Genomic DNA, 26097 nt, shown 5'->3' with positions numbered 1-26097 from the left:
GAGCTATTGACATATCTAGGGAGCGGGGCCTACTAATGTGAGTAGAAGCACACCCGGATCGTGAAGCAAACCACTAGGGATCAACGACATGCCGCCTCACGGAGGCGACCATCCGCACCCGGCCGGTCACAGCTTCTGCTTACGCCCGTTCGAACAAAGGAACTTCGATGAAGGATCTGCAATTTCTGCAATGGAAGACCGATCAGAAGGTAGGCACGGTCTGGCTTACCCGCCCGCCGGTCAACGCGGTCACCCGCGAGATGTACGCAGAGATCAAGTGGTTCTTCACCCACACGGAGGAGTACCTCCCCGAGGCTCGGGCGATCGTCTTGACCGGCGCCGGCAAGCACTTCTGCGGCGGCAACGATCTCACCGAATTCCAGACGATGACGCCGGAAAACGCCGGTGAGCGCATGCTTGCGGTCCGTGAAGCGTTCTGGTCGATCTACGATTGCCCGTTGCCGGTGATCGCAGCTGTCCACGGAGTGGCCGTGGGCACCGGATTGGCCCTGGCAGCGTCGTGTGATCTGGTCGTGGCAGCCAAGGGCGCCACCTTCACGCTTCCCGAGGTCAACGTCGGTGTGATGGGCGGCGCCAAACATGCCTCACGCCTGGTACCGCAACAGTTGGTCCGCTATCTGCACCTCACCGGTGAACCGCTGTCTGCCGAGGAACTCGCGCGGCAGGGCGGCGTCTTGAAAGTGGTCGATCCCGATCAGCTACTCGACGTAGCCTACGACGTGGCGGCCAAGATGGTCCGGCACTCGCCGGTCACGTTGCGGTTCGCCAAGCGCAGCCTCAATGCGATCGAATACCAGGACCTCAAGGGCGGCTACGAGTTCGAGCAGGGTCTTTCCGGCGAGTTGTCCGCTTATTCAGACGCCAAAGAGGCCGTAGCAGCATTCTTCGAGCATCGCGCACCGGCCTACACGGGAGCATGAGATGAATGCTGTTTCACCTGTGCCGGTCGAGCAGATCACCGAGATCGCCGATCTGCGGCGCGAGGCTCGGAGGTGGCTTGCCGAAACAGAGATCCCCACCGTGCCGTTGGAGCTGGAGGAACGGTTCAACGTCCTTCGTCGATGGCAGCGCACACTATTCGATGCCGGATGGATGGGGCTGGGATGGTCACGTGAAGCCGGCGGACGTGGCCTCACCGCTCGGCACCAGCAAGTCTTCTCCGAGGAGCTGGCGCGCGCTCATGCACCCGCCCCGATCGGATTGATCGGCCTCGATGTGGTCGGCCCCTCGATCCACCGGTACGGTTCGCCCGAGCAGCGCTCCCGTTTTCTGCCACCGCTGCTCGCCGGCGAAGACATCTGGTGTCAGGGGTTCTCCGAACCCTCTGCCGGCTCCGACCTCGCATCACTGCGGACCCGCGCTCTTCGCCGCGGGGACAAGTACGTCGTCAACGGACAGAAGGTCTGGACCAGTTGGGGCAATCAGGCCAGTTGGTGCGCATTGCTGTGCCGCACCGACCCCGACGCCGAACCCAAGCACGCCGGCATCTCCTACCTCATCGTCGACATGAGTTCCCCCGGAATCACCGTCCGTCCACTCGTCCAGATGACAGGCGATGCCGAATTCTGTGAGGTCTTCTTCGACAACGTCGAAGTCCCGGTCGGCAACCTGGTCGGCAAGGAAAACGACGGCTGGCGAATTGCCCTCGACACCCTGTCTCAGGAACGTGGCAACTATGCAATGCGCCGACAGGTGGAGATCGGCTGGGGTGTCGAGAAGGCGATCGACGGACTACGAGGCACCTCCCCGGAATCGACGACCAATCGTCGGATCAGCGCCGCCATCGGAGAGTCACACGTGGCGCTGCGGGTGTTGGATGCTCAGATCCGCCGAACTGTGCAACGCCTGATCGACGAAGAGGGACCACATCCGCTCGACTCGATCGACAAGCTCGTCCTCAACGACGCAGAGCAGGTGGTCGGTCGCGCCCTCGCCGATCTCCTCGGACCGTTCCGCCTCGACACCGAATCACAACCTCTCGGGCTGAACACCGCGCAGTTGATTCACGATCACTACTTCTCGCGTGCCGCATCGATCTACGGCGGTACATCACAGATCCAACGCAACATCGTTGCCGAGCGGCTGCTCGGCCTACCCAGGAGCTGATGATGAGTCTCACCGCACCTGACGTGGACCTCGTCACCCCGATCCGCGAATTCTTTGACCGCCGTATCACATCCGACTACCGCCATGCCCTGCTCAGCGGCGGCGGCTGGGACCCGGATCTGATGGCCGAACTCGACGACCTCGGCTGGTTCGAGCTGACCCGCCCCGAAAACCGCGGTGGTCTAGGAATCGACCTGACCGCGGTCGCCGGTCTGATCGCCTTGGTCGGTGATCGGCTCGTACCCGGCCCCCTGGTCGAGCAACTGATCCTGCCGGCGTACCTCGACATTCCCGAAGGTTCGCTCGTCGCCTTCGCCGACCCTGCCGTCACCCTCGACTGGGCATCCTCGATCGGTTCCGTGCACATGGAATCGGGGCAGATCCAGGGAACGATCGAACTCGTACGCTTCGGCGCCGAGGCCGACTCGCTGGTACTGGCAGTCGACGGCCCGGACGGACCGGCGCTGCTGCTCCTACCGGGCAGTGACCCGGCGCTGGCGCTCACGCCGATCACCAGTTCTGATCCCACATCGCATTACGTGCGCCTGGAGATCGCATCGCGAACTGTCGCCGACGCCGAGATCCTCGCCACCGGAATCGAAGCGGCCACACTCCTACGACAGATCCGGGCATGGTTCCGGCTTCTCACCGCGTGCGAAATCAGTGGTATCGCCCGCCGTATGCTCGAGAAAACTGTCGAGTACGTCGCGCAGCGCCAGCAATTCGGCAAGCCCGTCGGATCCTTCCAAGCCGTGAAACACATTGCGGCGTCGATGGCACAGGCGGCCATCTCGATGGAGGCGCTCTGCGAGGCAACGGTTTCCGATATTGCCTCTGCTGAGGTTGATTTCGACATCGAGATGGCAACGTGGACGGCCAAGGCCTATGCCGCCGGCGCCGGACGACAGGTGGTCGAGGACGCCTTGCAGTTGCATGGCGGGATCGGCTTCACCACCGAATACGACCTACACTGGTACTACCGCCGCGTCCTCGCCCTGCGGACCTGGTATGGGGACGAGCACGAACTCCACGCACTCATCGGTTCGCGGCGCCTGACCGACGGAGTCGACCGATGATCACCGCGACTCACACCGATTCCGCGCGCCGCGACCGCTACCTCACCAGCGGCGAGTGGAGCCACAGCACGATCGATTCTGCTTTGGCCGAGTATGCACACCATCACCCCGATCGGCTGGCTGTGGTCGATGGCAATCGTCAGGTCAGTTATGCCGAACTCGACGCCATGATCCGCCGGTTGGCCGGCGTGCTACTCGAGCGTGGGATCCGGCCGGGCGACTCGGTGGTCTGGCAGTTGCCGAACTGGCTTGAAGCGATCGTCGTACATCACGGTGCGCTGCGGATCGGCGCCGTCTCCACCCCGATCATCCCGATCTATCGACATCGCGAAGTGCAGTTCATTCTGAAGCAATCGCGAGCGCGTATCGCGTTTGTGCCCGGCATGTTCCGCACCTTCGACCACCGCGGGATGTTCGACGAGCTGGCGCCCACGCTTCCCGACCTCGAGCATGTGATCACCGTTCGCGGTTCCGACAACGAGTTCGACCACGTCCTCTCGGGCGCAACTCCACTCGACGATCCCGTCGAGCACGCCAGCACCGATGTCGCATTGCTTCTGTACACATCCGGAACCACCTCCGATCCGAAGGGTGCTCTACACACCCACGAAAGCCTGGATTACGAGAACCGGAGCATCATCGAACTCTTCGATCTGACCGGCGAGGACATCGTGTACATGCCCTCACCGGTCGGTCACATCACCGGCATTCTGTACGGACTGCAGTTGCCGTTCATGCTCGGCAGCCATGTCGTGTTCCAAGATATCTGGGACCCCGGCGCCGGCCTGGAGTTGCTGCAACGCCGACGCTGCACGTTCGTCATCGGTGCCACACCCTTCTTGCACGGACTGGTACACCACCCGGATCGCGCCGAGTACGACATCGCCCTGCGGGTTTTTGGTTGCGGTGGCGCCGACGTACCCCCCGAACTGATCCGGCAGGCCGAGGAGCAGCTGGGCTGCACCGCGACCCGCATCTACGGATCGACCGAATTCCCGACTCTGTCCGGCGGAAACGCGAGCGATCCGCTGGACAAGCGCGCCACCACAGACGGGCGTCCTATCGGGTCCGCAGAAGCGAGGACTGTCGATGAGCACGACACTCCGGTCCCCCCGGGCGCGGTCGGCGACCTGCAGGTTCGCGGCCCTGACCTGTTCACCGGATACCTCGATTCGAGACTCAATGCGGATGCCTTCGCCTCGGATGGCTGGTTTCGGACCGGTGATCTGGCGGTGATCGACGAGGACGGGTACATCCAGATCACCGGTCGGCGTAAGGACATCATCGTCCGGGGCGGGGAGAACATTTCCGCCAAGGAGATCGAAGACCTGCTCTTCGAATATCCCGGTATTGCCGACATCGCGGTGGTCGGCATGCCCGACCCGATCATGGTCGAACGCATCTGCGCCTATGTGGTACCGAGCGACCAGGCGCATCCACCTGCGCTGGACGAGCTTACGTCGTTCCTGCGCGAACATCGGATGGCTACCCAGAAGCTGCCCGAGCGGCTCGAAGTCGTCGAACAACTACCGCGGACGGCGACAGGCAAGATCCAAAAGTTCGTCCTGCGTGACCGAATCCGAGTCGCTCTGACCTCCGACAACGCTGTCTGATCGCACTCCCCCATCTCCCTCGTACCCCTTCCGAAAGGAAATCCCGTGAACACCACACTCCTCGAGGAGCTCGACGTCCTCGTCATCGGCGGCGGCTTCTCCGGCGTCTACCAGCTCGACCGGCTGCGCACCCTCGGCTACAACGTCAAGATCTACGAGGCCGGCACCGGACTCGGCGGCGTCTGGCATTGGAATTCCTATCCAGGTGCACGCGTCGATACCTGGGCGCCGGTCTACCAATTCTCACGTGAAGAGCTCTGGCGCGACTGGAACTGGAGCGAGATGTACCCCGGTCGTGACGAGCTGGTTCGCTACTTCGAATACGTCGACGAGAAGCTCGACCTGAGCAAAGACGTCCGCCACGAGACCCGTGTCCTGGCAGGCCGATTCGACGAAGAAGCCCATACGTGGACATTGGTTTCCCGCAACGAGCGCACCGGTGAGGAATTCACCACCCAGGCGCGGTTCGTGATCATGTGTCTCGGTGCCGGCTCCAAGCCCCTCTTCCCCAACATCCCTGGCCTCGAAAAGTTCGCGGGCGACTGCTTCCACACAGCACGCTGGCCACAGGAGGGCTACGACCTTGCGGGCAAGCGGGTCGCCGTCATCGGCACCGGAGCCAGCGGCATCCAGGTAATCCAGGAGGCCTCGAAGGTCGCAGATCATCTGACGGTGTTCCAGCGCACCCCCAACACCGCGCTTCCGATGAATCAGCGGGCGCTTGGTGAGGCGGACAATGCCGAGATGAAGAAGACCTACCCCGAGCGATTCGCCAATCGCAAGAACACCTGGGCCGGTTTCGATTATGACTTCCTCAAAGAGAACATCCAGGATCTGACCGAGGAACGTCGCAACGAAATACTCGAGGAACTCTGGACCAACGGTGGACTGCAGCCCTGGCTGGGTGGCTTCCTGAACGTCCTGTTCGACAAGGACGACAACGACATCCTGTACGCGTTCTGGCGGGACAAGACACGTCAACGTATCACCAGGCCGGAGCTGGTGGAACTGCTTGCACCGACCGAGCCGATCCACCCGTGGGGCGTCAAGCGTGTCTCCTTGGAGCAGAACTACTTCGAGAGCCTGTGCCGTGACAATGTCGAGCTCGTCGATACCTCTGCCAATCCGATCCGGGAGGTCGCCGGTGACGCCATCGTCACCGCGGACGGTACCCGACACGAAGTCGATGTCATCGTGCTGGCCACCGGCTTCGACTCGGTCACCGGAGGCTTGACTGCCATCGATATTCGCGGCACCAGAAATGAGACCTTCGAGGAGGTGTTCCGCGGCGGCAGCCGGACAGCACTCGGCAAGGCGACAGTAGGCTTCCCGAATCTCCTGTATGTCTACGGACCCCAGAGCCCGAACGCATTCTGCAATGGTCCGACATGCGCCGAACTTGAAGGCGAACATCTGATCCAGATCGTCGAGCACATGCGGAACAACGGCTACACCCGTATCGAGGCCAAGCCGGAAGCCCAGCAATATTGGGGTGCGCATATCGCAGAGCTGACCTCGGCCACCCTGTTCCCGCTGGCCAAGTCTTGGTACATGGGCGCCAACGTGCCCGGCAAAACCGTCGAAATGCTCATGTATCCCGGCGGTCTTTCGGTATACCTCGAGATCCTCGAGAAGGCTGCTGCCGGTGGATATCAGGAGCAGTTCGAACTCGTCTGATCTCACCTGACCAGCCACCCCGATCGGTACCCGAGGGTAGACATGCTCATACATGTCGTGACATTCACCTTCAAGCCGTCCATCTCGACCAGTGAAATCGACGAATTCCAAGAGGATTTCAAATTTTTCGTCGACCAAATACCGTACGCGCGCAATGTCCGACACGGTATCGACCTCGGAACGCGACCGAACAACGCCAGCTACGCACTGCTTGCCCATTTCCAGGACGAAGCCGACTTCCAGCAGTATCTCGACCACCCTCTCCACAAGGAGCTGATCCAGTCCACAATCGTGCCCAAGTGTGAATCCTGGCTCGGGACCCAATTCCTGACAGCCGAGTGACAATCACCCAGTACCTCAACCCGCACGGACTAAGGAGTTCACGCGATGGCTACCTACCAACCCACAGTATTCTCGACCGGGCATCAGTTTCTCGAGGCACCTCGCTGGCATGACGGAAAATTCTGGGCCAGTGACTTCTTCAGCGAACAGGTGCTCACCTTCACCGAGGACGGCACCGCAACGCCGATAACCAAAGTGCCCGGCCGACCGTCCGGACTCGGTTTCCTACCCGACGGGACCCCCCTTGTCGTCTCGCAGAACGAGCGGTCGGTGTATCGCATCACCGCCGACGGCAAGCTCGAGCAGTATGCCGACTTCAGCGCACTGGCTGGAGGGATCGGCAACGACCTGTATGTGTCACCGGCGGGCGACGCTTATGCCGGCAATTTCGGATTCGCGCTCGGTGAAGAGGATCCGAAGCCGACTCACCTCGTCCACATCCGGGCCGACGGCAGCGTCTCGCAGGTTCCTGGAGATCTGATCTTCCCCAACGGCTGCGCACGTACCCCCCATGGCACCCTGCTGGTCGCGGAAACCTTCCCGCACCGCATCAGCGCGTTCGACATGGCGGAAGATGGCGGTCTGACCAACCACCGAGTATGGGCGCAGCTCGACGAATCGTTTCATCCCGATGGCATCGCCCTGGATAGTGACGGCGGCCTCTGGTTCGGGAACGCGTTGACCCTCGGCGCCGACAGTGGCTTCTATCGGGTCGTCGAAGGCGGCCAGATCACCGATAAGGTCGAGGTCACCGACACGTGGGCGGTGGCGTGCGCATTCGGCGGAGAGAACCTCGACACCCTCTACCTCTGCTGCAACACAACAACGCTCGAAGAGTTTCACGAAGGACGCTCGACCGCTCATGTGGCCGTCGCGCAGGTCGGGCGCACCGGAGTTCCGGCGTCCATCTGAACGTGTGGAGACAGGCGTGAACACCACGATCGTCACAGAAGGCCGCGGCGGGATCGGGCTTGCGACAGCGCGTACCCTTCTGAGGATTGTCCGAAGCGCCAGGTCGTCCTGGTGGACCTCGACGCTGGCGAGGCCCCCGGCCTTCACTGATCGAGTACATCTCATCGCCTGCGACGTCACCGATCCGGCATCAGGAGGACGCACGGGCGCAGATCGAATAGGCGGCCCCGCCGGTGGTCGGTCTGGTGAACTGCGCCGGTACCGTCATGAACGAAGCCACCGCCGACATCGCGCTGGCCGACTTCACTCGACTCCACGCAGTTCACATCCACGGCACCTTGGTGTGGTCACAAGCGCTGGTTCGCTCACTCGACGGGCGGCCAGGAGCAATCGTGAACGTGGGATCGATCGCCGGCCAGTTCGGTCACCCACGGCGCATCGCCTACTCGTCAGCCAAGGCTGCGGTCCACTCGATGACCAAGACAATGGCCGTGGAGTGGGCGGCCCAGGGCGCCCGAGTTAATGCAGTGGCACCGGGCTAGGTGTTATCGTAGCGCTCACCATAGTGGCTGTTCCGTATTGCACTGCGACCGAGCATTTCGGCGACCGACTGCCGTCGCTGACGCGGATGACGATGTCGACACCGATCTGCTGTGGTGGTTGATCGCACCAGTTGGCGCGCTCTTTGGCGCAGCCGTCGGGGTGGTCATGGCCACGTACGACTGGCGACTACGGCGTGCGATGCCGGAAAGGTGACTGGTTCGACGGGTATCGGTGAGGGATCGATGACCTCGACCAAAGGCCCGCCTTCCCGTGGGAACCTTCATAAATGGTTGAGTCGTCTTCGTCGTTGATTCCATCTCACCGGCTGTCACTTGTCATGGACTACGGTCAGTTCTACTTGTCCGGTGTTAGTTCTCCCGGCAACCAGCACCACCTGGAGGAGCTTGTCGAGATGCTCTGAGCGACGGAACGATCGCAAGCAACGGGACGTCCGCCGCTATTCTGTCCCCGCACCAGAACAACTTCGACATGCAGATGGCGATCGAAGGCTGGGACCAGAACCCACCTGAGGATCGAGGGAACAGGTGGTCGACCTCGTCCTCGAGATCGATCAAAGACGGATCCCTGCTACTTGATTCCCCTCCCGGTGGAGAACCGTACCAAGTGACGGTCGATCCGGGCTGGTACCGCGTGGAAGTATGCGGCCGGGGCTTCGTGGCCCTCGGTTGGCCCGGCTCGACCGAACCCGGGGACACGTGGCGTCCCCTTGTGGCCGGCCACGTCTACAACCGAGGACCTCCGACCGAGGAAGCTCTGGACCGAGACCGACACCACGACCAGTGATGCGGATCCTGCAGAAGCTCGGCCGGAATCGACGCCTGCAACGGCTTCTCGGACGACAACCCACAGCCCCGAGCTCTCGCCAGATGACGATTTGCGATCTGGGGAGGTAAACCCCCTACAGCCGAGCTTCTCGCAGCCGGGTCGACGGCACCGAACCTCTGCCTCCTGGACCGCGCCCTCACGGAAGCGATCGCATCGTCATCCCCCACCACTTGACGCTCGATTGCCCGGTGGGCTGCCCGGACAGCGATCGAGCGAGCGGGCCTGTGCAACACGCAGTGGGTGTAGGACGCAGTGGGTGCAGGACGGACTTGACGCGCTCGAAGGGCAAGTCGCGCTTCCTGCGCCTTTCGACGGTCTCTTCAATGCGCGGCAGCGGGTCGAGACCGACCCCGCCCTTCGGCGGCTTCGTGCTCGCGCGAAGCCAGCCCTCCGAAACCAGCAACTCGCACGGCAAGTCTTCGCCGTCAGTTCACTCACCAGCGCTGGGGCCGCCGATCCCGCGCGGGCGGCCCTGGACGCGACCTACTACGCGGTAGTCGACGATGAGGACACCCAGGTGTTGTTAGGTGAAATTCGGTCGAAGTTCCTTCCTCGATAGACCAATCACCCAGATAGGAATTCACAACTGCTCGAGACCGATCGCTCGACTGTGGCACTAAGTCACGATGGCTCCTGTTTCGGAAACACCAAACCATCAGCCTACCAACAACTTTCGCAAACTACTCGATACGAACACGAAACAGTCACCTCGCGCGCCCGCCGACACCCGGCGCCGGCACTCCCCCGGGCACGTCGCCGGCGCCCCCACAATCACAAACGACGTCCTAATGGTCCTGCTCGTGGCGATCGCACTCATGCTGGTCGGAATATTCGTGTACGTCATCTACGCGCTGCAACTGGCGACGCAATCCCGCGCCTACCCCGTCACCCGGTGGCGGCATCGGTTTCGGGTGATGTGGCTGACGAACTGCACCAGCACAGTCGGGGCGGCGCTGCGCAGCGACCCTCACTGCTTCACGAGCCCGACTCGGTACCTGAGACGGCGGCTGTCGGTGGTTATGCGCCGCGGCGGGCGCGGGCGCCCTCGACCACGGACTGCTGGAGCACCCAGGTACCGCCGACAGGGGGTAGGCAGCACCTTGCCCTTGATGGCCTTCAGTACGCCCTGACGGGTCATTCCGAGGCCGTCGGCGGCCTCCTGCACCGACACGAGCGGCGGCAGGTCCATGGCATCGGTGAGACGGTCGAAATCGGCGGTGGTGAGCACTCGCAGGGAGCGCAACGACCAGGGGTAGGTCCCCAGGACCGCCAGGGCCGTCGAGGTGGCCTGCCGCACCGATTCGGCGGGGATGGTGAACACGACCTCGGCGTGGCCGAGGTCCGAGCGCGCGGCCACGGATCCACTGCGCGGCTCGCCCTGGGACACAATCTGTTTCAGTTGAGCCGGGACACCTGGTAGTGGATGATCCGATCGCTGTCTGGCGATCGCCTGACCAGCACGCTCAGGTTCACGGTCAGCGTTGGTCGGTCTGTGAAGGAGAAGTCGACGCTCAGGTACCCGAGCACCAGGTCGTCGGCGAGTCGACGGGTTTCGAGGATCCGGTACGCGGCGGTCATGCCCGGCGGCTGGGAGTCGTAGTAGTCGGCGACACCTCGCCGTCCGACGGTATAGGGATGCAGGCCCTGAAAGATCGCGTCCGCGGTGAACTCAGCGGCGACGCGTTGGGGCTCGTGGGCGTCGACGGCGGCCTTCCACCGGTCGAGCACCCCGCGCAGGATCTCTTCGTTTGCTGCTGTGCCGTTCACGATCTGTCCGCCTCGTGCTCTCAGTGCCCAGCGCTCTGGCCGCCGTCGACGTGCAGTATCTCGCCGGTGACGAATCCGGCGTGCTCGAGGTAGAGGATTGCGTCGACGACCTCATCGATCTCGCCCAGCCGGCCGACCGGGTGCAGGGCGGCGAGAGCCTCGTGCGTCTCGACCGGGTGCATCGGGGTGCGGATGACGCCGAGCGCGACGGCGTTGACCCGGATTCCGCGGGTCGCGTACTCGACCGCCAGGGACTTGGTGACCGCGTTCAGGCCGCCCTTGGTCAGCGATGCGAGTGCCGAGGGCACCTGCGAGTTGGCGTGGTCGACCAGAGTAGTGGAGACGTTCACCAGATGACCGCCGCTGCCCTGGGCGAGCATCGCGGCGACCGCGCCGCGGGAGATGTCGAAGAAGCCCCGCAGGTTCACGCCGGTCACGGCGTCGTAGTCCTCGTCGGTGTAGTCGGTGAACGGCTTGGCCACAAAGATTCCCGCATTGTTCACCACGGTGTCGATCCGGCCGAACCGCGCCAGCGTCTGCTCGACGATGTCGGCGCCGGTTCCCGGCTGGGCGAGGTCGCCGGGCACGGTCAGCACCTCGGGATCGTCGGATGCGCCGATAGAGCGGGAGGTCGCGACGACGGCATAGCCGAGCTTGCGGTAGCCGGCGACCAGCGCAGCGCCGATGCCCTGGGACGCGCCGGTGACGATGACGACTTTCTGCGTGGTGCTCATATGTCGACTTACTCGCTTTCGCAACGGGGTTGGTGCACAAGGACTCAGTGACCGAAAAGCCCGGTAATACCGTGCGGAATACGGGGTGTTTCGTTCACGGATCGATGATGTCCCCGAGTCGGGGGCTCGCGCCAGGACCTGTTTGCTCCCTCGTAGGAGGCGCAACCTCCCACGGCAGCCTTGTTACCGGTGGGGGTCGTCCGCGGGCAGCCAGACTCCGCTGGCGTGGATGCCGAGATCACGGACGTCCCGGGTGAGGGCGTCGGAGGCGGCGAGCACGACGGGGCGGGTTTCGTTCCGGCGCCATACCAGCGACCACGTCCAGATCACCGCAGGGTTGATCACCGGGCGTGCGGCGAGGTCGGGCGGCAGCGTCGTGGTCTGCCCCTTGGGTGAGTTGAGCACGGGGCGGCCCGCGGCGCGGACGTGGTCGAAGAATGCGGGGCCGGTGATGCCGCCGTCGTCGATCCGCACGATCCGGGCGCCGGTGTCGCGGGCCAGTTGTTCGGCGAAGAGGTTCCACGACGACCAGGACGTTGCGTCGTCGTCGACGAGTAGCGCGACGTCCCGCGCCCTCACCGGTGTGGCTTTCTCGCCGGTGGACACCGCGTAGAGGCGGTCCGCGCCGAGCAGCCGGGCCTGCAGACCGTACCGGGCGAGATCGGCGTTCCGCACCCAGCACACGGCCAGGTCGAGGCTGCCGTCGGCGACCCGTGCGGCCTGGGCGTGCGAGGGCACCACCCACGGGTCCACGTGCAGCTGCGCCACACCCGCGGTGCGCGCGGTCAGGTCCGCGGGAAGCCAGTTGACGTAGCCGATCCGGACCGGCTCCGCCCCGGAGAGGCGCTCGGCGCGGGCGCGCAGGTCGTCCGCACGTTCGAGCAGCGCGCGGACGTGGGGGAGCAGTTCCGTACCGGCCGGGGTGAGGACAACGGAACGGCGGTCGCGGGCGAACAGCTGTACGCCGAGGTCTCGTTCGAGAGCCCTGATCTGCTGGGACAGCGAGGGCCCGGCGATCAGCAGCCGCGTCGCCGCCCGGCCGAAGTGCAGCTCCTCGGCGACGACGAGGAAGTATCTCAGCTGGCGTAGCTCCACATTGATCATGCTATGCGCGGTGAGAGGCTGCGCCTACCAGTCGGGAGCACAGCGGTCGTGGCGGGCCGGCCGCACCCGGGCGCACGATGAGTTCCATGGTTTCAGCCTCTGAACGGAAAACGACCATGCAGGAGTTTCTCGTCGAGATCGTCACCACGGTCCCCGACGGCACCACACCATCCGAAGTGGGGGCACGCCGCGCCGCGGAAGCGTTGCGCGCCAAGGAACTTTCCTCTGCAGGGCGCCTGGTCCGGTTGTGGCGCCCGGTCGGTGAGCTGCGCAGCATCGGGGTGTGGCGCGCCGACGACGAAGCCGACCTCCACGCAAATGTGCTCGACACGCTGCCCCTGCGCCCGTGGATGAGTGTCGCCGTCACCCCGCTGCGACCACACCCGAACGATCCGGGCCAGTGGTGAGCGAGGTATCCCCGCGGGCGCACGTCATCCAGGCGGCTGCGGCGTTGGCGGCGAGCATGGGCATCGGCCGATTCGTCTACACCCCGATCCTGCCGTTGATGCACACCCAGGCCGGTCTGTCCTCCTCTCTCGGAGCCGCGCTGGCCACGGCCAACTACATCGGATACCTGGTCGGGGCAGTGGCCGGCATCCTCATTCCGGCGGTGGTGCGCTCAGCAAGGGTCATGCGAATCTCTCTGGTCGTGCTCGTCGCGACCCTGGCGCTCATGCCCACCACACACGATGGATCTTCCTGGTTCGTCCTCAGACTCGTCACCGGCATCGCGAGCGCACTCATCTTCATGATCGCCGTCAGCGCCCTGCTCTCCCACCTGCGGGCGCACGCCCAGCACCTGGCCGGTTGGGCGTTCGGCGGGGTCGGAGCGGGCATCGCCCTATCAGGCGTCCTCGTGTTCATCCTGCGTTCCGCCGGCAGTTGGCGCTCGACATGGTGGGCGGCCGCCGCCCTGGCACTGGTCTGTGCCGTCGCAGCCTGGGCACTGACACCGGAGCCGTCGCCGACCGCCACGCCGTCCGGACCGGCAGCCTACCGCCGCCCACGGACCGACCGCTGGTTCACTGCCGTGTTCGTCAGCTACTTCCTGGAAGGCATCGGCTACATCATCGCGGGCACGTTCCTCGTCGCCGCGATCGATCAAACCGCGGGCGGGTGGGTCGGCAGCGGGGCCTGGATTGTCGTGGGATTGGCCGCGTTGCCGAGTTGCGCAGTGTGGGCGTGGCTGGGCCGTCGTTGGTCGCAGCCGACCCTCCTCCTGGTTGCCCTGCTCATCCAGGCAGTCGGCATCGCGCTGCCCGCCGTCATCGACAATGTCGGCCCCGCTCTGATCTCCGCCGTCCTGTTCGGTGCCACCTTCCTCGGCATCGGGTCGATCGCACTGGGCATCGGTGCGCATCTGCAGTTCCCACGCGCGGTGGCACTGCTAACCACTGGATACAGCGTCGGCCAGATTCTCGGCCCCCTCGTCGCCACCCCACTGCTGCACCACGGCTACCACCAGGCCCTGCTAGTCGGCGCCACTATTGTCCTGGCCGCGGCCCTCGCCGCCGCAGCGCTGCGCCTCCGATTCCCCGATCACGTCGGTACGATGCACGCACCATCACACTCGAATAACCAACACGCGGAGACCCAACCTGACCGCAGTGTCGAGTGGGCTCATCGCCCCGTTGTGCCTCCCGCACAGAATCTTCGAGGAGAGGGAGTTCACCCCGAACGGCGTTCCACTGCCGGCGTCTTTCATCCACGCGGCACCCTGAAGTAGGACGACATTCTCGTTCGCGATGCGCCGGAGGAGATCGGCGCTTCATCCAGCGCTCCCGCGTGATGTTCTGGGAACAGTCGTTATCGGCCGCGAACAGCCCGAACCTGTGCCATTCGCCCGGCTCGAGCGGCGGTTTCGATTTTTCCCTCGAAATGGTCGTGGCCCTCGAGCGGGTCGCCGTCGGGAAGTGTGATGCCGTTGCGTCGGCTTCGGCCCCGGATCGTGCAGGCATCGGTGCGGAAGGCGTCGACGGCCATCGGGTCACAAACGTTTTGTGCTGCCTGCAGCTTGCACCAGGCAGCTTGGCCCGCCAACGGCGAGTCGACCACCACTGCGAACTTTCGGTCCAGAGATCAATTGGAATGGTCTCTGCGCAGCGACCATCGGCATCGAGAATCCTGCCGTAGATCGTAACTGGTCGGATACCTACCCACCGCTCGCCCACGATGACGGTGGGGAACGTTCGCTGCATTCTGCTGATAACGCGGGTGAGATGGGGCATGGAGTGGATGTCGCGAAACCTGCGGGGTGGTCATCGAGCAGCTCTTGGCCAATGCTGCCGTCGACATTGGCTGGCGGGCGATCAACCGGCACAACTTGATTCGACTAGGATCGGCCAGCGCCGCATCTGCCCCTGGGTGATAGCCGCGGATTGGGTGTCCGCCGTGTAGGGGGGGTAGTGCAGGACTGGCACGTGCTCGGGTTCGGTCTTGACCAGTAAGTGTGGCCGACCGTTCCGACTGGGGACGAGTAGCAGCCCGGTGTGGGCCGGTTGCAGGATCGAGTGCCGCTGTTTCTCGATGGTTACCCGCAGCGGATTTCCTGCAGGGTGACGTTGCGGCCGGTGCGCAGCAGCCCATATTGGGGGCCGTCCGCCGACAGGGTCTGGCACATTGGGTCTGTTCCTGGTGCAGCATCGGGCGCAGCGTGTTCCAGGTTTCCTCGAAGAAGATCTCGGTGCATTCGGTGAGGAAGCGGTGGAGCTGGTTCCGCAGTTGTTCGGGGCCGCGCAGCAACCGTTCCGCTAGTTCGGCGCGCCGCGTCGACAGGGAGTTCGCCGCCTGTATCAGAGCAGCCTGCTGGTCGGCCCGGTGCAGTACGTCGTCGAAGGAGCCTTGACTGTGGCCACCCGCGCAGGCCCAGGCGGTCTGCCGGGTGAAGCTGGCAATCGGCGTGGCCGCCGGCGCGCTCAGTTCGGAGTGCAGGTCGCCGATGTAGTCAACATCGTGGCGGACAGTCTTCGATGGTCGGTCGCCAGTCGCCCCATGGTTTGCCGGAGACGAGGGGTAGTCGACCATCTCAGAACGTCGACCGAGACGAACTGTCGTCGTACCGGCTCGCGGCACGAGATTGCATACACGGAAACCCCGGTAGCGGCCGCCTCCCTCACACACGTCGAATGCGCGACACCGCCCGTGCCAATGGCCAGGTAGAAGTTGATACCGCCCGATCAGCGGCTCGTTTCCCTCGTCGATGGCCCCGCCGCGGGCTTTGTGGGCGCACCGACAGTTTCCGGCGAAAAACGCGCTGAGGTGGGGAGTCGCCGGGATGCTGGTAACCGCGCATATTCGATTCGGCACTATTAGTCGGCTTGCCCTGTGGTGGTGTATCGGGCGTATGGAGTTGCGGCTGCGGTGGCGTGTCTGTGGGTGGCGGAGTGGCTGTAGCCGAGCAGTTCGGCGACGACTGGGGGTGGCGCGTCGCTGACGAGGTCGCGGAGCGCAGCATTGCGTGCCCCGATCAGGCTTATGCCGTGGGATCGCAGCCGGTCACTCAGAGTCGTGGGGTGGAGGTGTTGGCCGGTGCGGTAGCTGGGGAAGAGCCACGGGCTTTGGCCGTGGTTGCCGGTCCGCAGGTTCGGTCGGTTCGCGAGGTGTTCTTTCAGCAGCGCGGCAAACGGATTCGGCACCGGTGCGGGTTCTTTTCCCAGCGTGAGCATGAGCTCGCCCGCGGAGTCGGTGACGTCGGTGGTGCGTAGCGCGGCGACTTTGACGAGGGGCTGAGCGTAGAGAAGGACCAGGATGCCCGCGATGCGATAGGGGAGTGTTGTGCTGTTACCGGTCAGGAGTTCGCGGAGCCAGTCGAGGCGTTGGTCCTGGGTGAGGAGCGGGACGGTTCTCGCCCGATAGCGTTCGACCACGATGTCCTGGCAGAGCCGGCTCTTGCCGGCCCAGACGATGAAGCCGCGGATGATGTGTCGGGTGGTGGGGCCGTTAGCGAGCCAGCTGTCGACGTCGGCCTGGCTGCAGGTGGTGATGGCGCGGTGGTGGGTGTCGTGCAGCCAGGTGAGAAACTTGATGGCTTCGGTGATCCCTTGTTTGGAGTGAAGAACGGAGCCTCGGGTCGGGCGCCCGGAGCGCGCTCGGTCGCGGATCCTGCTCAAATGGTGCCATCGTGCGAATTGTTCGACCGGGCGACGGACGTCGTCTTTGGTGATCTGTTCGAGCTTGGTGTCGAGCCATCGTTCGAAGAGCGCGAGCGATGGGTCACGATGCGGGAGAAGTCCGTGATGGACGAGCAGGCTCCGTAGATGTTCGGTGCGGTTGTTCGCCGGTTCGGTATCGAGGCCTGCGTGGCTGAGCGAGATATGGCCGGCAGCGAGTCTTCCGAGGAGTGTCCGCACTTGGGCCGAGCGCAACCACGTATGGATGCTCTCGGCTCGGTCCGCGGTGCAGAGTGCCTCCGTGAGCTGGTGCATCGACTGTCGGTCGGATGCGTCGTCGAGCAGGAGGCTGGTCAGGTCATCCCTGAGGGCGCATCGGGCGCAGATGTCTTTGCGGTAGTGCTCGGCCTCGGTGCCGCAGCGCGCGCAATGAAAGTCGGCGGGAATGCCGGCGCAGGTGACGCAAATCGGGTGGCTGCCCTGGCCGGATCGTCCGGGGAGCAGCCGGTCAATTCCGCAGTGGGGGCAGGTACCTCGGGTGCGCAGGGCGTGGTGGTAACAGATGCCGCAGATCAAGCCCTCGGGCCAGCGGGTCTGGGCTCGCGTGGCCCGGAGCCCGCATCGATCACAGGTGACCTCGCCGATGGTGCGGGGCCGGCCGCGGGTGGCGGTACCTGGCCTGACGTCAATTGTCATCGGCGATCACGCGTGCCCTCTTGGGGCGGATCGACTTGTTCAGATCCGTCACGTTGGTCGGGCCGGCGGCCGTCTTCTTGCGGCGTGCGTCGGCGGCGGTAGTGGTGATGAGATCCTCAGGGCCGCAGGCGAAGATGTCACACAGGGCGGACACCATCTTCAAGGAAACGCGCTCGGGCCGTTGGGTCACCAGCCGGTATACCTGGGAGGCGGACAGGTCGATGCCGCGCTCACGCAGGTGTGGGGTCAGATCGGTGCTGTTGTGCCAGCCGCGACTGGCCATGAGCTCCGCCAGCCGCCAGGTGTAGTCCACGTCGCGCGTCATGATGTCTCACTTTCCTTACCCCCGAGAGCGTTGTTGAGTGTCGAATCGAGCGCGCGCCGCAGCGTGCGAGTGCGGTAGTCGCTCGACACGCAGGTGTAGAGGGCAGTGGTCGAGGCATGCTCGTGGCCCACCTGTTGCTGCACGAACAGCGCGTCCATGCCGGCTTCGATCAGGTGGGTGACGTAGGAGCGTCGCAGCGAGTGGAAATCGAGGCCCGGGGCGAGGTTCAGGTCCTCGCAGTAGCGGCGAAACCGGCGTAGCAGCGCGGTTTCGGACGCGAGGGTGCCCCGCTCGCTGACGAACAGGTCCAGGCCGGCGCCCAGGTGCGGGTGGCCGCGTTCGAGCCAGTCGGCGACAATTTCTGCCGACCAGTCGAAGACGGTCAGCACGCTGCGGCGTTTCGGGGGCGATCCGCGCATCGCCTTGCCGAACCGCACGTGGAGTACCCCGTACTTGCCGAACTCACCGGCATGAGGGTTGCGCACGAAGTCCACCGTCTGCAGGTGCCGAACTTCGTTGCGGCGCAAGCCCCATCCATAGGCAACTTTGAACATCACCGAGTCTCGGAACGCGGGCAGCCACCCTTTGCGGTCTGACGCCGCGATGCGGGTGACCTCGTCGTCCGCGCGATCGAACAAGTCCTGTAACTCACGGCGGGTGAACGCCCGCTTTCCCGGATCGGACTCCGCGTCCTGAACATGACGGGCGGTGTTCCACTCGAAGCACACCTGCGCCGGGTGGGTGCCGAAGAACTTCTCACACAACCTATCCCAGCCATATTCTGGGGTGCTCACGTAGGAACAGAAGGCCCGCAGTGCGTCCTGGTAGTTGCGGATCGTGGACTGCTTCGCCCGCCGCTCCGAGCGCAGATCCCCGAAGAACTCGTCGACATGTGCCGGAGTCCAGCACCACGGATACTCGTTGGTGTACTCGAAGAAGCGTCGAACCAGCCGCTCACGCTGCTCGATCGTCGAGTGCTGGAGATTGCGGCTGAGCTGCTGATTTCGCCATCCGGTCAGCATCTCCGCCAGTACCTGATCCTCGGGATGCAGGTACGAAATCATGGGAAGCTCAAGCACCCGACCAACGTTGTCCACCGCCACGGAGCACCTCCGAATGCTGCGAGCATCTGATGCCCGAATCATGCAACAAATGCAAAAACGTGGCAAGCATGCAGGCCATCGACACGCCGATCCATCGTCTAACGGTCTCACTCGGGCGCACTTATGAGCGATTAGCTGCGGGTCGTCCGGTGCGCTGGTATGTATATGGCCAGGTCAACGCCCAGATCTCGCAAACAGATGGCGTCACTGATGGCGATGGCCGATCGAAGGACAATCATGCATCAGATGCAATAATGCCGACATTAGCTGCGATAAAGGAAATTATCGTCACCGACCGCGCGCAAACCATGAGTGAGCCGAATCGACAGCGGGGAATCGTCCGAATTTCGGCAGTTTATCGTGGAGATTCCTCCCACAGTGCCAACCCAAAGGCTCGGACTCCTAGCAATAGCTAAAGGGTCCGCCAAACCACCCCAGTTGCCTCAAGAAGTAGCGAGCAAACGCAGATCGACAGGTTGTCCGTCTGAGGGGAACGGCAAGGACGTGAAGTTGAGTGGGGCGACGTAGTCGGCGTCGACGTGCCAGTCGAAGCGCAGGAGGAGGTGATGCATGATTGCTTTGATCTCGGCGCCGGCGAAGTGCATTCCGAGGCATTTGTGCACGCCACCACCGAAGGGCTCCCAGGCATATCGGTGCACCTTGTCTTCACGTCGATGCTCCGCGAAGCGTTCGGGATCGAAACGCTCGGGTTCGGGCCAGTACTGCGACATGTGGTGGGTGAAATGTGGCACCACCGCCGCGTAGGTTCCCGCTGGCACGAAGTGCCCTTGCACCTGGGTGTCGTGAACCGCTCGGCGCGCCATGACCGGCACCGGAGAGACGATCCGGAGGCATTCCTTCATGACCAGATCGAGGCTGTCCAGTCCGTCGAGATCGGCATAACTCGGCGCCGGGGTCCCCAACGCGAGCGACTCCGCCCGGCATCTGTCCTGCCACTGCGGGTGTTGACCCAGGTACTGCATCATCGTGGAGATGGTGATCGTGGAGGTGTCGTGCGCGGCCATCAGGAGGAAGATCATGTGATCGACCACCTCGTCGTCGCTGAAGCGTTGTCCTGCTTCGGATTCGATATGACAGAGCACGGAGAACAGGTCGTCCGTTTCGTGTGATCGACGCGCCGGTAGGTATTGCCGGAAGAAGTCTTCCAGGACTCGGCGTCCGTCTAGTCCTCGCTTCCACCTGGTCCCCGGGACCGGATAGCGGACCACCGAGGTTGCCGCCTGCACGCAATCGACGAAAGCCTTTTTTACCGAGGAAATCTCGCCCTCGGTTGACCCTTCCGCGCCACCCATGAAAATGTCGGTGGCGAGATCGAGAGTGAGCGTCTTGAGCGCCGTGTAGGCGCGGAATCCGTCGGCGGGAGTCCACGCGTCGAGCGCCGAATCGATCGCCGGGTTGAGAACGTCGACGGTATTCTCGAGGCGCGATCGGGTGAAGGCTTGCTGCATGATTCGACGGTGTCGTAGATGTTCTTCCGAATCGAGAAGCATGAGGCCACCGTGAAAGAAGGGGCCGATCAGCACCGACCAGCCGTCACCGTTGACGAATGCCCGATCTTTGTTCTGCAGCACTTCCTGGCATGCGTCGGGTCCGAGGACTGCGACCCAACGCCGACCGACCATCGAGAACCAGGAGACCTCGCCGTAACGGTCCCAATGCTTTTGCATCAATGCGAGTGGATCTCGGATGTATTCGAGTACGTGCCCGACGCCGGGCAGCCCCGATCGCCCCGAGACCGGGTGCAACTGCGACTGTGCGGGTGGAACGGCCAGGATCTTGGACATGACGAACCTCAACTCCCGTCTAATCTGACAGCGCTTCCTGTCAGATGAGCGTAGTCTGCGCCATCGAGATCACGTCTGTCAATATCGATCCATGACCCCTCCTACGCCCCGTCGATACGCTGGCCTGAGCGGCGACCAACGTGCAGCACTGCGCCGCGAGAGTCTGCTCGAGGCGGGATTGGACGTGTTTGCAGCCACAGGTAAGGGCGGCGCCACCATGACCGCCATCTGCGCGCACGCCAAGTTGACGGAGCGATACTTCTACGAAAGTTTCACCAGCAGAGACGAACTCCTACAGAAGGTCCTGGACGGCATCGCCGACGAGGTCCGTCAGGCCGGACTGGATGCGCTTCGAGCGAGCACCGGGACGATCGAACAACGCGTACGAAATGCCATCGCGTCGTTCGTCACCATCCTCACCGATGATCCACGCAAGGGACGTGTTGCGATGATCGAATCCGCCGCGTCCGAACCTCTGCGCACCCACCGACGCGCGGCACTGCGGGGCTTCGCTCAGATGGTGGCGGACGAAGCCACGCGCATGTACGGAGACCGAGCGTGGCCACCACATCAAGGTGAAATCAACGGACTGCTGTTTGTGGGCGGCTTGGCCGAGCTGGTCACCGCATGGTTGAACGACGAGATCTCCATCACGCCCGGCGAGATCGTCGATGCGGCAACATATCAATTCACCTCCACCGCACACCGATGAGGGGCGCGGTGCTTGGGCTCGTAATGTTGGCGACGGGACACGGACGCGTTGTTCGGGATCGTCGATATGAAAGGCTCACGATCGGGTAGCCTAGGCCTTGGCGACAAGTTACCAGCACGACTCGGCAATCAGATCCGGATCGAAGAAGATTCCCGACTGGACTACGCCACCGATGGGTGACGGTACCCACATTGATGCCATGGGGGCAGTTCGTCGGCCAGAGCGAACGACAGATTGCGCAATCCGGCTTTGCCGATCGAGGCAGACGCCCTCGATGCACAGGAAAGTCAAGGTCCTGACGCTGCGACGAAATGCTGTACACGGGGCTACCCAACACTTGCACTGTGCGGCATCGATCAGTGTGTAGGGCCAGCCCTTGGGGCGCACTCGCCGACGGAGGTGCCTTTTCACTCCTTCAGAACGACCGGACCGTAGGTGTCGGCGTATTCGAGCGCGAGTTCCAGCTTCAGCCTGTTCGGTCCGACGGGGCGGCCGAGCAACTCCTCGGCGCGCTGGATGCGGTAACGCACGGTGTTCTTATGCACGCCGAGCGCCCGAGCAGCCGCGTCCGGACTGCGGTTCACGGTCAGATAGCCGCGCAGCGTGCGGCGCAGCATTGCGGAGGCTGCATCGGTACCGTCAAGGCCGCGCAGTTCACGGGAAACCAGCGCCCTCGCCGCGTCGGGATGGCCGTCGAGCAGGTGGACAATTTCGACGTCCGCATAGCAAATGAGGTGAGACTCGGCCGGTCGAGATTCCGAGATATGTTGAGCAGCAATCGCTTCGGTGTGGCTCTGCCGAAATCCCCGAATTCCCTTACCCGGGTTACCAATCGCGATCCGGATCCCGTCCGGGATATCCGGACCGATGTCCAATGCGGTGAGATCCGGCTCGACTTCCGCCGCCAGCCATGCCCAGAGCCCTCGCGATCCGGACGGCACAGTAAGCATTTGCCGAGCCCCGATCGTGGCCGCAACCGCACGGGCGGCGGAGTCCAGAACGCCGATCCCGTCCTCGGCCTGATTCGAAAGTGTGTCCTCGAGCCACAGCACAAGTGCGGTGTTATGCCCGAGCAAGGGGTAATTCAAACGATTCGAGGCTGCCACGGTATCGGCGATCTCGCCTCGGATGATCGCCTGCACCGTTTCTGCCTGCCGGGCGAACGCGCCGCTCAATCCCCGCTCTCGTTCCTCGCTGTAGGTATCCGCGAGTACCTCCAATGAGACGTTGAGCCAGTGATTCGCCCGCTCCAGTAGCCGAATCAGGACTTTTGGTTCCAATACCGGGTCGGCGATGCGCTCACTTGCTGTTTCCGCGGCGAAGCTCAGCAGAGCTTTCTGGCCGACTCGGTAGATCTGCATCAATACCCTCAGATGCAGGCCCCGTCGGGCGATTGTGCGCGCGAGACCATGTGCCGCGGGTGGGAGGTCCACCTCTGCGGAGTCTCCGGTGAGCCAGACCAGCAGTGCGCGCCCTTGGTCACGGGTGCTGGCATCGAGGTCCCGTCGCAACTCTCGGTCCGCGGAAACCTCGGGAACCTCGGCCACTATCACGGCGTCGAACCTCGCGACGAGACCATCCAGGGTGCCGGGCACCAGCGCCTCCGCAGCGAACTCCCGGAGCCAGGCAAGCACCATGTCGTCAGCGGACACGTCGATACCTCCTTCTAATTGGACCCAGAGCACAAATGACGAGGGCCCAATTGGCTGATTTCGCTAAGAAACGTGCGGATTGGTTGTGCAATTCTAATAGGAAGTGTCGTGCATCATAGGAGGCGGGGTTCACATGAGATCCGGAAGCAAGGCGCACACGAGGTGCGACGACATCGACGTGCACTGCCCCGCCGACGGCCGCCTCGTCGCGCGTGTACCGGACGAGAGTTCCGAGGCAGTGACCGATACCGTCCGTCGACTGCGCGCCCACCAACCCGAGTGGGAAGCGCTGGGGCCGAAAGGAAGGGCCACGTGGCTGCGGAAGCTGCGGGACTGGCTTCTCGACAATGAGCGCCACCTCATCGACGTGCTGCGGTCCGAGACCGGGAAGCCACGCGCCGAAGCAGCCATCGAGCCTGCGCTCGCGTGCGACCTGATCAACTACTTCGCGGACAACGCCGGCAAGTTTCTCGCCGACGAGCGGGTGAAGCCGCACGGGCCGCTGTCGATGACAAAGCGACTGATCAAGACCGTCCGCCCCTACCCGGTGGTCGGTGTGATCACCCCGTGGAACTTCCCGCTCGCGATGCCGGCGATGGACATCATACCGGCGCTGCTCGCTGGTGCGGCGGTGCTGCTCAAGCCGTCTGAGGTAACGCCGTTGTCAGCCGTCGAACTAGCTCGGGGATGGTCGGAAATCGGTGCACCCCTGGTCTTCTCGGTACTCACCGGCCGCGGCGACACAGGTGCAGCGGTAGTGGATTCGGTGGACTTCGTGCAGTTCACAGGCTCCACCCCGACCGGTCGAGCGATCGCCGTGCGGGCCGCAGAGCGGCTGGTGCCATGCAGTCTCGAACTCGGCGGCAAAGATCCGGCCATCGTGCTGGCGGATGCGGACCTGGACCGCGCGGCAGCCGGAATCGCTTGGGGCGGAATGTTCAACGCCGGACAGGTGTGCGTGTCGATCGAACGCGTTTACGTCGAGGCGCCCGTGTACGACGAATTCGTCGCGCGACTGGTGGCACTCGTCGGCTCGCTCCGACAGGGTGACGACGGCGACGGGTACCGGATCGATGTCGGTGCGATGGCTACACAGGCCCAGCGTGACCTCGTTGCCCGACACGTCGCCGACGCTGTGGACGGCGGCGCCACGGCGCTGACCGGCGGCAAGGCCGGGAGCGCTGGCACCTTCTTCGAGCCGACGGTCCTCGTCGACGTGAACCATTCGATGGCCTGTATCCGGGAGGAGACGTTCGGGCCCACGATCCCGGTGGTGAAGGTCGCCGACGCCGACGAAGCCGCGCGCCTGGCCAACGATTCCGAGTACGGCCTGTCCGCGACGGTGTGGTGCGGAGATCGGGCCCGCGGCGAGGCGATCGCGCGCCGGCTCGAAGCCGGCGCGGTGAACATCAACGACGCCTTCTCCAACCTGTTCGCGCTGGGGTTACCGCACGGGGGATGGAAGCAGTCTGGTCTCGGCGCGCGATTCGGTGGTGAGTATGGAGTTCGGAAGTACACCCGGCAGCAGGCGATCACGGTGCCGCGCGGACCCGCAATGAAGCGGGAGTTGCTCTGGTATCCGTACGCACCCGGCCGCGGTCGTTTCGTCGGCCGGGTGCTGCGCGCCCTCGTCGCGCGCGACCCGCGCCGCCGCCTGTCCGTCACAAGCCGCTCGAACTCCCTGTAACGACGACAGAAGGACAGAAGGAAAATGACACAATCTCTGCACGGTCGCGTCATCGCGATCACCGGCGGTGCCCGCGGAATCGGGTTCGCGACCGCCACGGCCCTGACCAGGCTCGGCGCGAAGGTGGCGATCGGGGACATCGACGAGGTCAAGCTGAAGGAGTCCGCGACCGAACTCGGCCTGGTCAGCTACCGGAAGCTCGACGTGACGGACCCCGAATCGTTCGGGGCCTTCCTCGACGACGTGGAAGCAACGCTCGGACCTATCGACGTGCTCGTAAACAACGCCGGCATCATGCCCGCCGGCCGAATCGCGGACGAGCCCGATGCGGTCACCCGCCGGATCCTTGATATCAATGTCCTCGGGGTGATCACCGGTTCCAAACTGGCTGTTCGGCGAATGCTGCCGCGCGGCCGTGGGCACGTGGTCAACATCGCCTCACTCGCAGGCGAAATCTACACACCAGGGCTGGCCACCTACTGCGCCAGCAAATATGCCGTCGTCGGCTTCACGGACGCGGCCCGGGTGGAGCACCGCGGAACGGGAATCGAGTTTTCCGCGGTGCTCCCGTCTTTCGTCAACACCGAGCTGACTGCCGGCACCAAGGGGCTCCCTGGACTCAAGAACGCCGAGCCGGAGGACATTGCGCGTGCCATCGTGGCATTGATCGAATGCCCCAAACCGAAGGTGCGGGTGACCAAGCTCGTCGGTGCCCTCGCCGCCAGTCAGAAGTTCTTCCCTCGTCGGATCAGCGAAGCGCTCACCCGTGCGCTCCACACGGACAGAGTGTTTCTGGAAGACGTCGACATCACTGCCAGGCAGGCCTACGAAGAGCGGGCTCGTCACAGCTGAGCGGAGTTTCGGATGCAGGTCATGCAGGTCACGAAGCCCCGGCCATGGGACGGCTATCGGGTGTTGAGTGTCTCATCCGTCGTCGTCGACGGCCGGGGCGGCCTGGGAAGCCTTGCAGTAGCTCCGAAGCAGTTAGGAGATGCACACCACGGAGGCGGCGATGAACGCTGTCTTGGAGGGATAGTTGGCGAAGAAGAGGACGACCGGTCCGGAGCCGCCCGGGCGATCGCCCTCGACACCATCGCCGACCGATCTTCGACACCAACCCGTCTACGTGCGCGTCAACAGCTTCGGCACCGGACGCTCACACCGAGACGTGTCATCTTTCCTGGTCAGCGCGCTCTCCGAGAGCACGGTTTTTGCCGTCCATCCACCCGATCGCATGACCACACGGAGCGCTGAGATCTTTGGGGAG

At 63.9% G+C, this 26097-nt stretch carries 24 protein-coding genes and 1 pseudogene; 14 read left to right on the top strand and 11 right to left on the bottom strand.

All coding sequences use genetic code 11. The features are described 5' to 3' along the window. Positions 1-167 precede the first annotated feature (167 nt). The 8 genes from GO592_RS33860 (at position 168) to GO592_RS33825 (ending at position 8289) form a co-directional block, all read left to right on the top strand. Positions 168-941: an enoyl-CoA hydratase-related protein gene (locus GO592_RS33860; RefSeq protein WP_007295958.1), complete on the top strand. Its 774-nt coding sequence runs from the start codon at positions 168-170 to the stop codon at positions 939-941. A gap of 19 nt (positions 942-960) precedes the next feature. Further along, positions 961-2127: an acyl-CoA dehydrogenase family protein gene (locus tag GO592_RS33855; protein ID WP_007295959.1), complete on the top strand. Its 1167-nt coding sequence runs from the start codon at positions 961-963 to the stop codon at positions 2125-2127. A 2-nt stretch (positions 2128-2129) separates the two neighbouring features. Further along, positions 2130-3203: an acyl-CoA dehydrogenase family protein gene (locus tag GO592_RS33850; RefSeq protein WP_237720356.1), complete on the top strand. Its 1074-nt coding sequence runs from the start codon at positions 2130-2132 to the stop codon at positions 3201-3203. After that, positions 3200-4816: an AMP-binding protein gene (locus GO592_RS33845; protein WP_007295961.1), complete on the top strand. Its 1617-nt coding sequence runs from the start codon at positions 3200-3202 to the stop codon at positions 4814-4816. Before GO592_RS33850 ends, GO592_RS33845 begins: the two co-directional genes overlap by 4 nt. A 45-nt stretch (positions 4817-4861) precedes the next feature. Continuing rightward, positions 4862-6493: a flavin-containing monooxygenase gene (locus GO592_RS33840; protein WP_007295962.1), complete on the top strand. Its 1632-nt coding sequence runs from the start codon at positions 4862-4864 to the stop codon at positions 6491-6493. Positions 6494-6550: 57 nt separating this feature from the next. Further along, positions 6551-6835, top strand: coding sequence for a Dabb family protein (locus GO592_RS33835; protein ID WP_157234189.1), 285 nt, complete (start codon positions 6551-6553; stop codon positions 6833-6835). A 45-nt stretch (positions 6836-6880) separates the two neighbouring features. After that, positions 6881-7747, top strand: coding sequence for an SMP-30/gluconolactonase/LRE family protein (locus GO592_RS33830; protein ID WP_007295964.1), 867 nt, complete (start codon positions 6881-6883; stop codon positions 7745-7747). A 233-nt stretch (positions 7748-7980) separates the two neighbouring features. Continuing rightward, positions 7981-8289: an SDR family NAD(P)-dependent oxidoreductase gene (locus GO592_RS33825; RefSeq protein WP_007295965.1), complete on the top strand. Its 309-nt coding sequence runs from the start codon at positions 7981-7983 to the stop codon at positions 8287-8289. Positions 8290-10103: 1814 nt separating this feature from the next. Here GO592_RS33825 and GO592_RS33820 read toward each other — a convergent pair. From GO592_RS33820 to GO592_RS33805, 4 genes are all read right to left on the bottom strand, one after another. Then, positions 10104-10493: a hypothetical protein gene (locus GO592_RS33820; protein ID WP_007295967.1), complete on the bottom strand. Its 390-nt coding sequence runs from the start codon at positions 10491-10493 to the stop codon at positions 10104-10106. A gap of 38 nt (positions 10494-10531) precedes the next feature. Further along, a complete protein-coding gene (locus tag GO592_RS33815) occupies positions 10532-10903 on the bottom strand; it encodes a YybH family protein (protein WP_007295968.1) in 372 nt (123 codons plus the stop codon). 20 nt (positions 10904-10923) lie between these two features. Beyond that, entirely contained in the window at positions 10924-11637 is a 714-nt protein-coding gene (locus GO592_RS33810; RefSeq protein WP_007295969.1) for an SDR family NAD(P)-dependent oxidoreductase, read from the bottom strand. Between the two features lie 183 nt (positions 11638-11820). Continuing rightward, positions 11821-12732, bottom strand: a complete 912-nt coding sequence (locus GO592_RS33805; protein WP_193385472.1) for a LysR family transcriptional regulator — start codon at positions 12730-12732, stop codon at positions 11821-11823. Positions 12733-12827: 95 nt separating this feature from the next. On the opposite strand from GO592_RS33805, the gene GO592_RS33800 reads away from it, so the two are divergent. Together GO592_RS33800 and GO592_RS33795 are read left to right on the top strand one after the other, a co-directional pair. After that, positions 12828-13148 carry a muconolactone Delta-isomerase family protein gene (locus GO592_RS33800; protein ID WP_202715067.1) on the top strand — a complete coding sequence of 107 codons (321 nt, stop codon included), beginning with the start codon at positions 12828-12830 and terminating at the stop codon, positions 13146-13148. A gap of 56 nt (positions 13149-13204) precedes the next feature. Continuing rightward, a complete protein-coding gene (locus GO592_RS33795) occupies positions 13205-14467 on the top strand; it encodes a YbfB/YjiJ family MFS transporter (protein WP_082324879.1) in 1263 nt (420 codons plus the stop codon). Positions 14468-15050: 583 nt separating this feature from the next. Here GO592_RS33795 and GO592_RS46695 read toward each other — a convergent pair. The 5 genes and pseudogenes from GO592_RS46695 to GO592_RS33780 all read right to left on the bottom strand — a co-directional run bounded on the left by GO592_RS46695 (position 15051) and on the right by GO592_RS33780 (position 18974). Next, a complete protein-coding gene (locus GO592_RS46695; RefSeq protein ID WP_443218442.1) occupies positions 15051-15224 on the bottom strand; it encodes a hypothetical protein in 174 nt (57 codons plus the stop codon). Between the two features lie 172 nt (positions 15225-15396). Further along, a pseudogene (locus GO592_RS46690) lies at positions 15397-15765 on the bottom strand (DUF5937 family protein); the annotation flags it as partial. 284 nt (positions 15766-16049) lie between these two features. Beyond that, positions 16050-17546, bottom strand: a complete 1497-nt coding sequence (locus GO592_RS33790; RefSeq protein WP_237737154.1) for a recombinase XerD — start codon at positions 17544-17546, stop codon at positions 16050-16052. Further along, on the bottom strand, positions 17536-17871 hold the full coding sequence (locus tag GO592_RS33785; RefSeq protein ID WP_095870768.1) for a helix-turn-helix domain-containing protein: 336 nt from the start codon (positions 17869-17871) through the stop codon (positions 17536-17538). The genes GO592_RS33790 and GO592_RS33785 overlap by 11 nt, the downstream gene beginning before the upstream one ends. After that, entirely contained in the window at positions 17868-18974 is a 1107-nt protein-coding gene (locus tag GO592_RS33780; protein WP_172650046.1) for a tyrosine-type recombinase/integrase, read from the bottom strand. Before GO592_RS33780 ends, GO592_RS33785 begins: the two co-directional genes overlap by 4 nt. Positions 18975-19042: 68 nt before the next feature. On the opposite strand from GO592_RS33780, the gene GO592_RS33775 reads away from it, so the two are divergent. Then, complete coding sequence (locus GO592_RS33775) at positions 19043-19390, top strand: hypothetical protein (RefSeq protein ID WP_172651923.1); 348 nt, start codon at positions 19043-19045, stop codon at positions 19388-19390. Between the two features lie 27 nt (positions 19391-19417). Here the strand turns inward: GO592_RS33775 and GO592_RS33770 are convergent, their stop codons facing one another. Next, positions 19418-20779 (bottom strand): cytochrome P450, encoded by a 1362-nt coding sequence (locus GO592_RS33770; protein ID WP_202715066.1) that lies wholly within the window; start codon positions 20777-20779, stop codon positions 19418-19420. Between the two features lie 91 nt (positions 20780-20870). Here GO592_RS33770 and GO592_RS33765 point away from each other — a divergent pair, with 91 nt between their 5' ends. Then, positions 20871-21491, top strand: coding sequence for a TetR/AcrR family transcriptional regulator (locus tag GO592_RS33765; protein ID WP_202715065.1), 621 nt, complete (start codon positions 20871-20873; stop codon positions 21489-21491). 407 nt (positions 21492-21898) lie between these two features. Here GO592_RS33765 and GO592_RS33760 read toward each other — a convergent pair whose 3' ends face one another. Beyond that, on the bottom strand, positions 21899-23143 hold the full coding sequence (locus tag GO592_RS33760) for a PucR family transcriptional regulator (RefSeq protein ID WP_172651926.1): 1245 nt from the start codon (positions 23141-23143) through the stop codon (positions 21899-21901). A 133-nt stretch (positions 23144-23276) separates the two neighbouring features. Here GO592_RS33760 and GO592_RS33755 point away from each other — a divergent pair, with 133 nt between their 5' ends. Both GO592_RS33755 and GO592_RS33750 read left to right on the top strand, forming a co-directional pair. Beyond that, positions 23277-24830 carry an aldehyde dehydrogenase family protein gene (locus GO592_RS33755; protein ID WP_202715064.1) on the top strand — a complete coding sequence of 518 codons (1554 nt, stop codon included), beginning with the start codon at positions 23277-23279 and terminating at the stop codon, positions 24828-24830. A 24-nt stretch (positions 24831-24854) separates the two neighbouring features. Next, entirely contained in the window at positions 24855-25682 is an 828-nt protein-coding gene (locus tag GO592_RS33750; RefSeq protein ID WP_172651928.1) for an SDR family oxidoreductase, read from the top strand. The last annotated feature ends 415 nt before the right edge of the window (positions 25683-26097 follow it).

The organism is Rhodococcus sp. 21391, assembly GCF_016772255.1.
Lineage (GTDB): Bacteria > Actinomycetota > Actinomycetes > Mycobacteriales > Mycobacteriaceae > Rhodococcus_F > Rhodococcus_F opacus.
The sequence above is the reverse complement of the archived record's forward strand: the minus strand, read 5'-3'. Positions and strand labels throughout refer to the sequence as shown.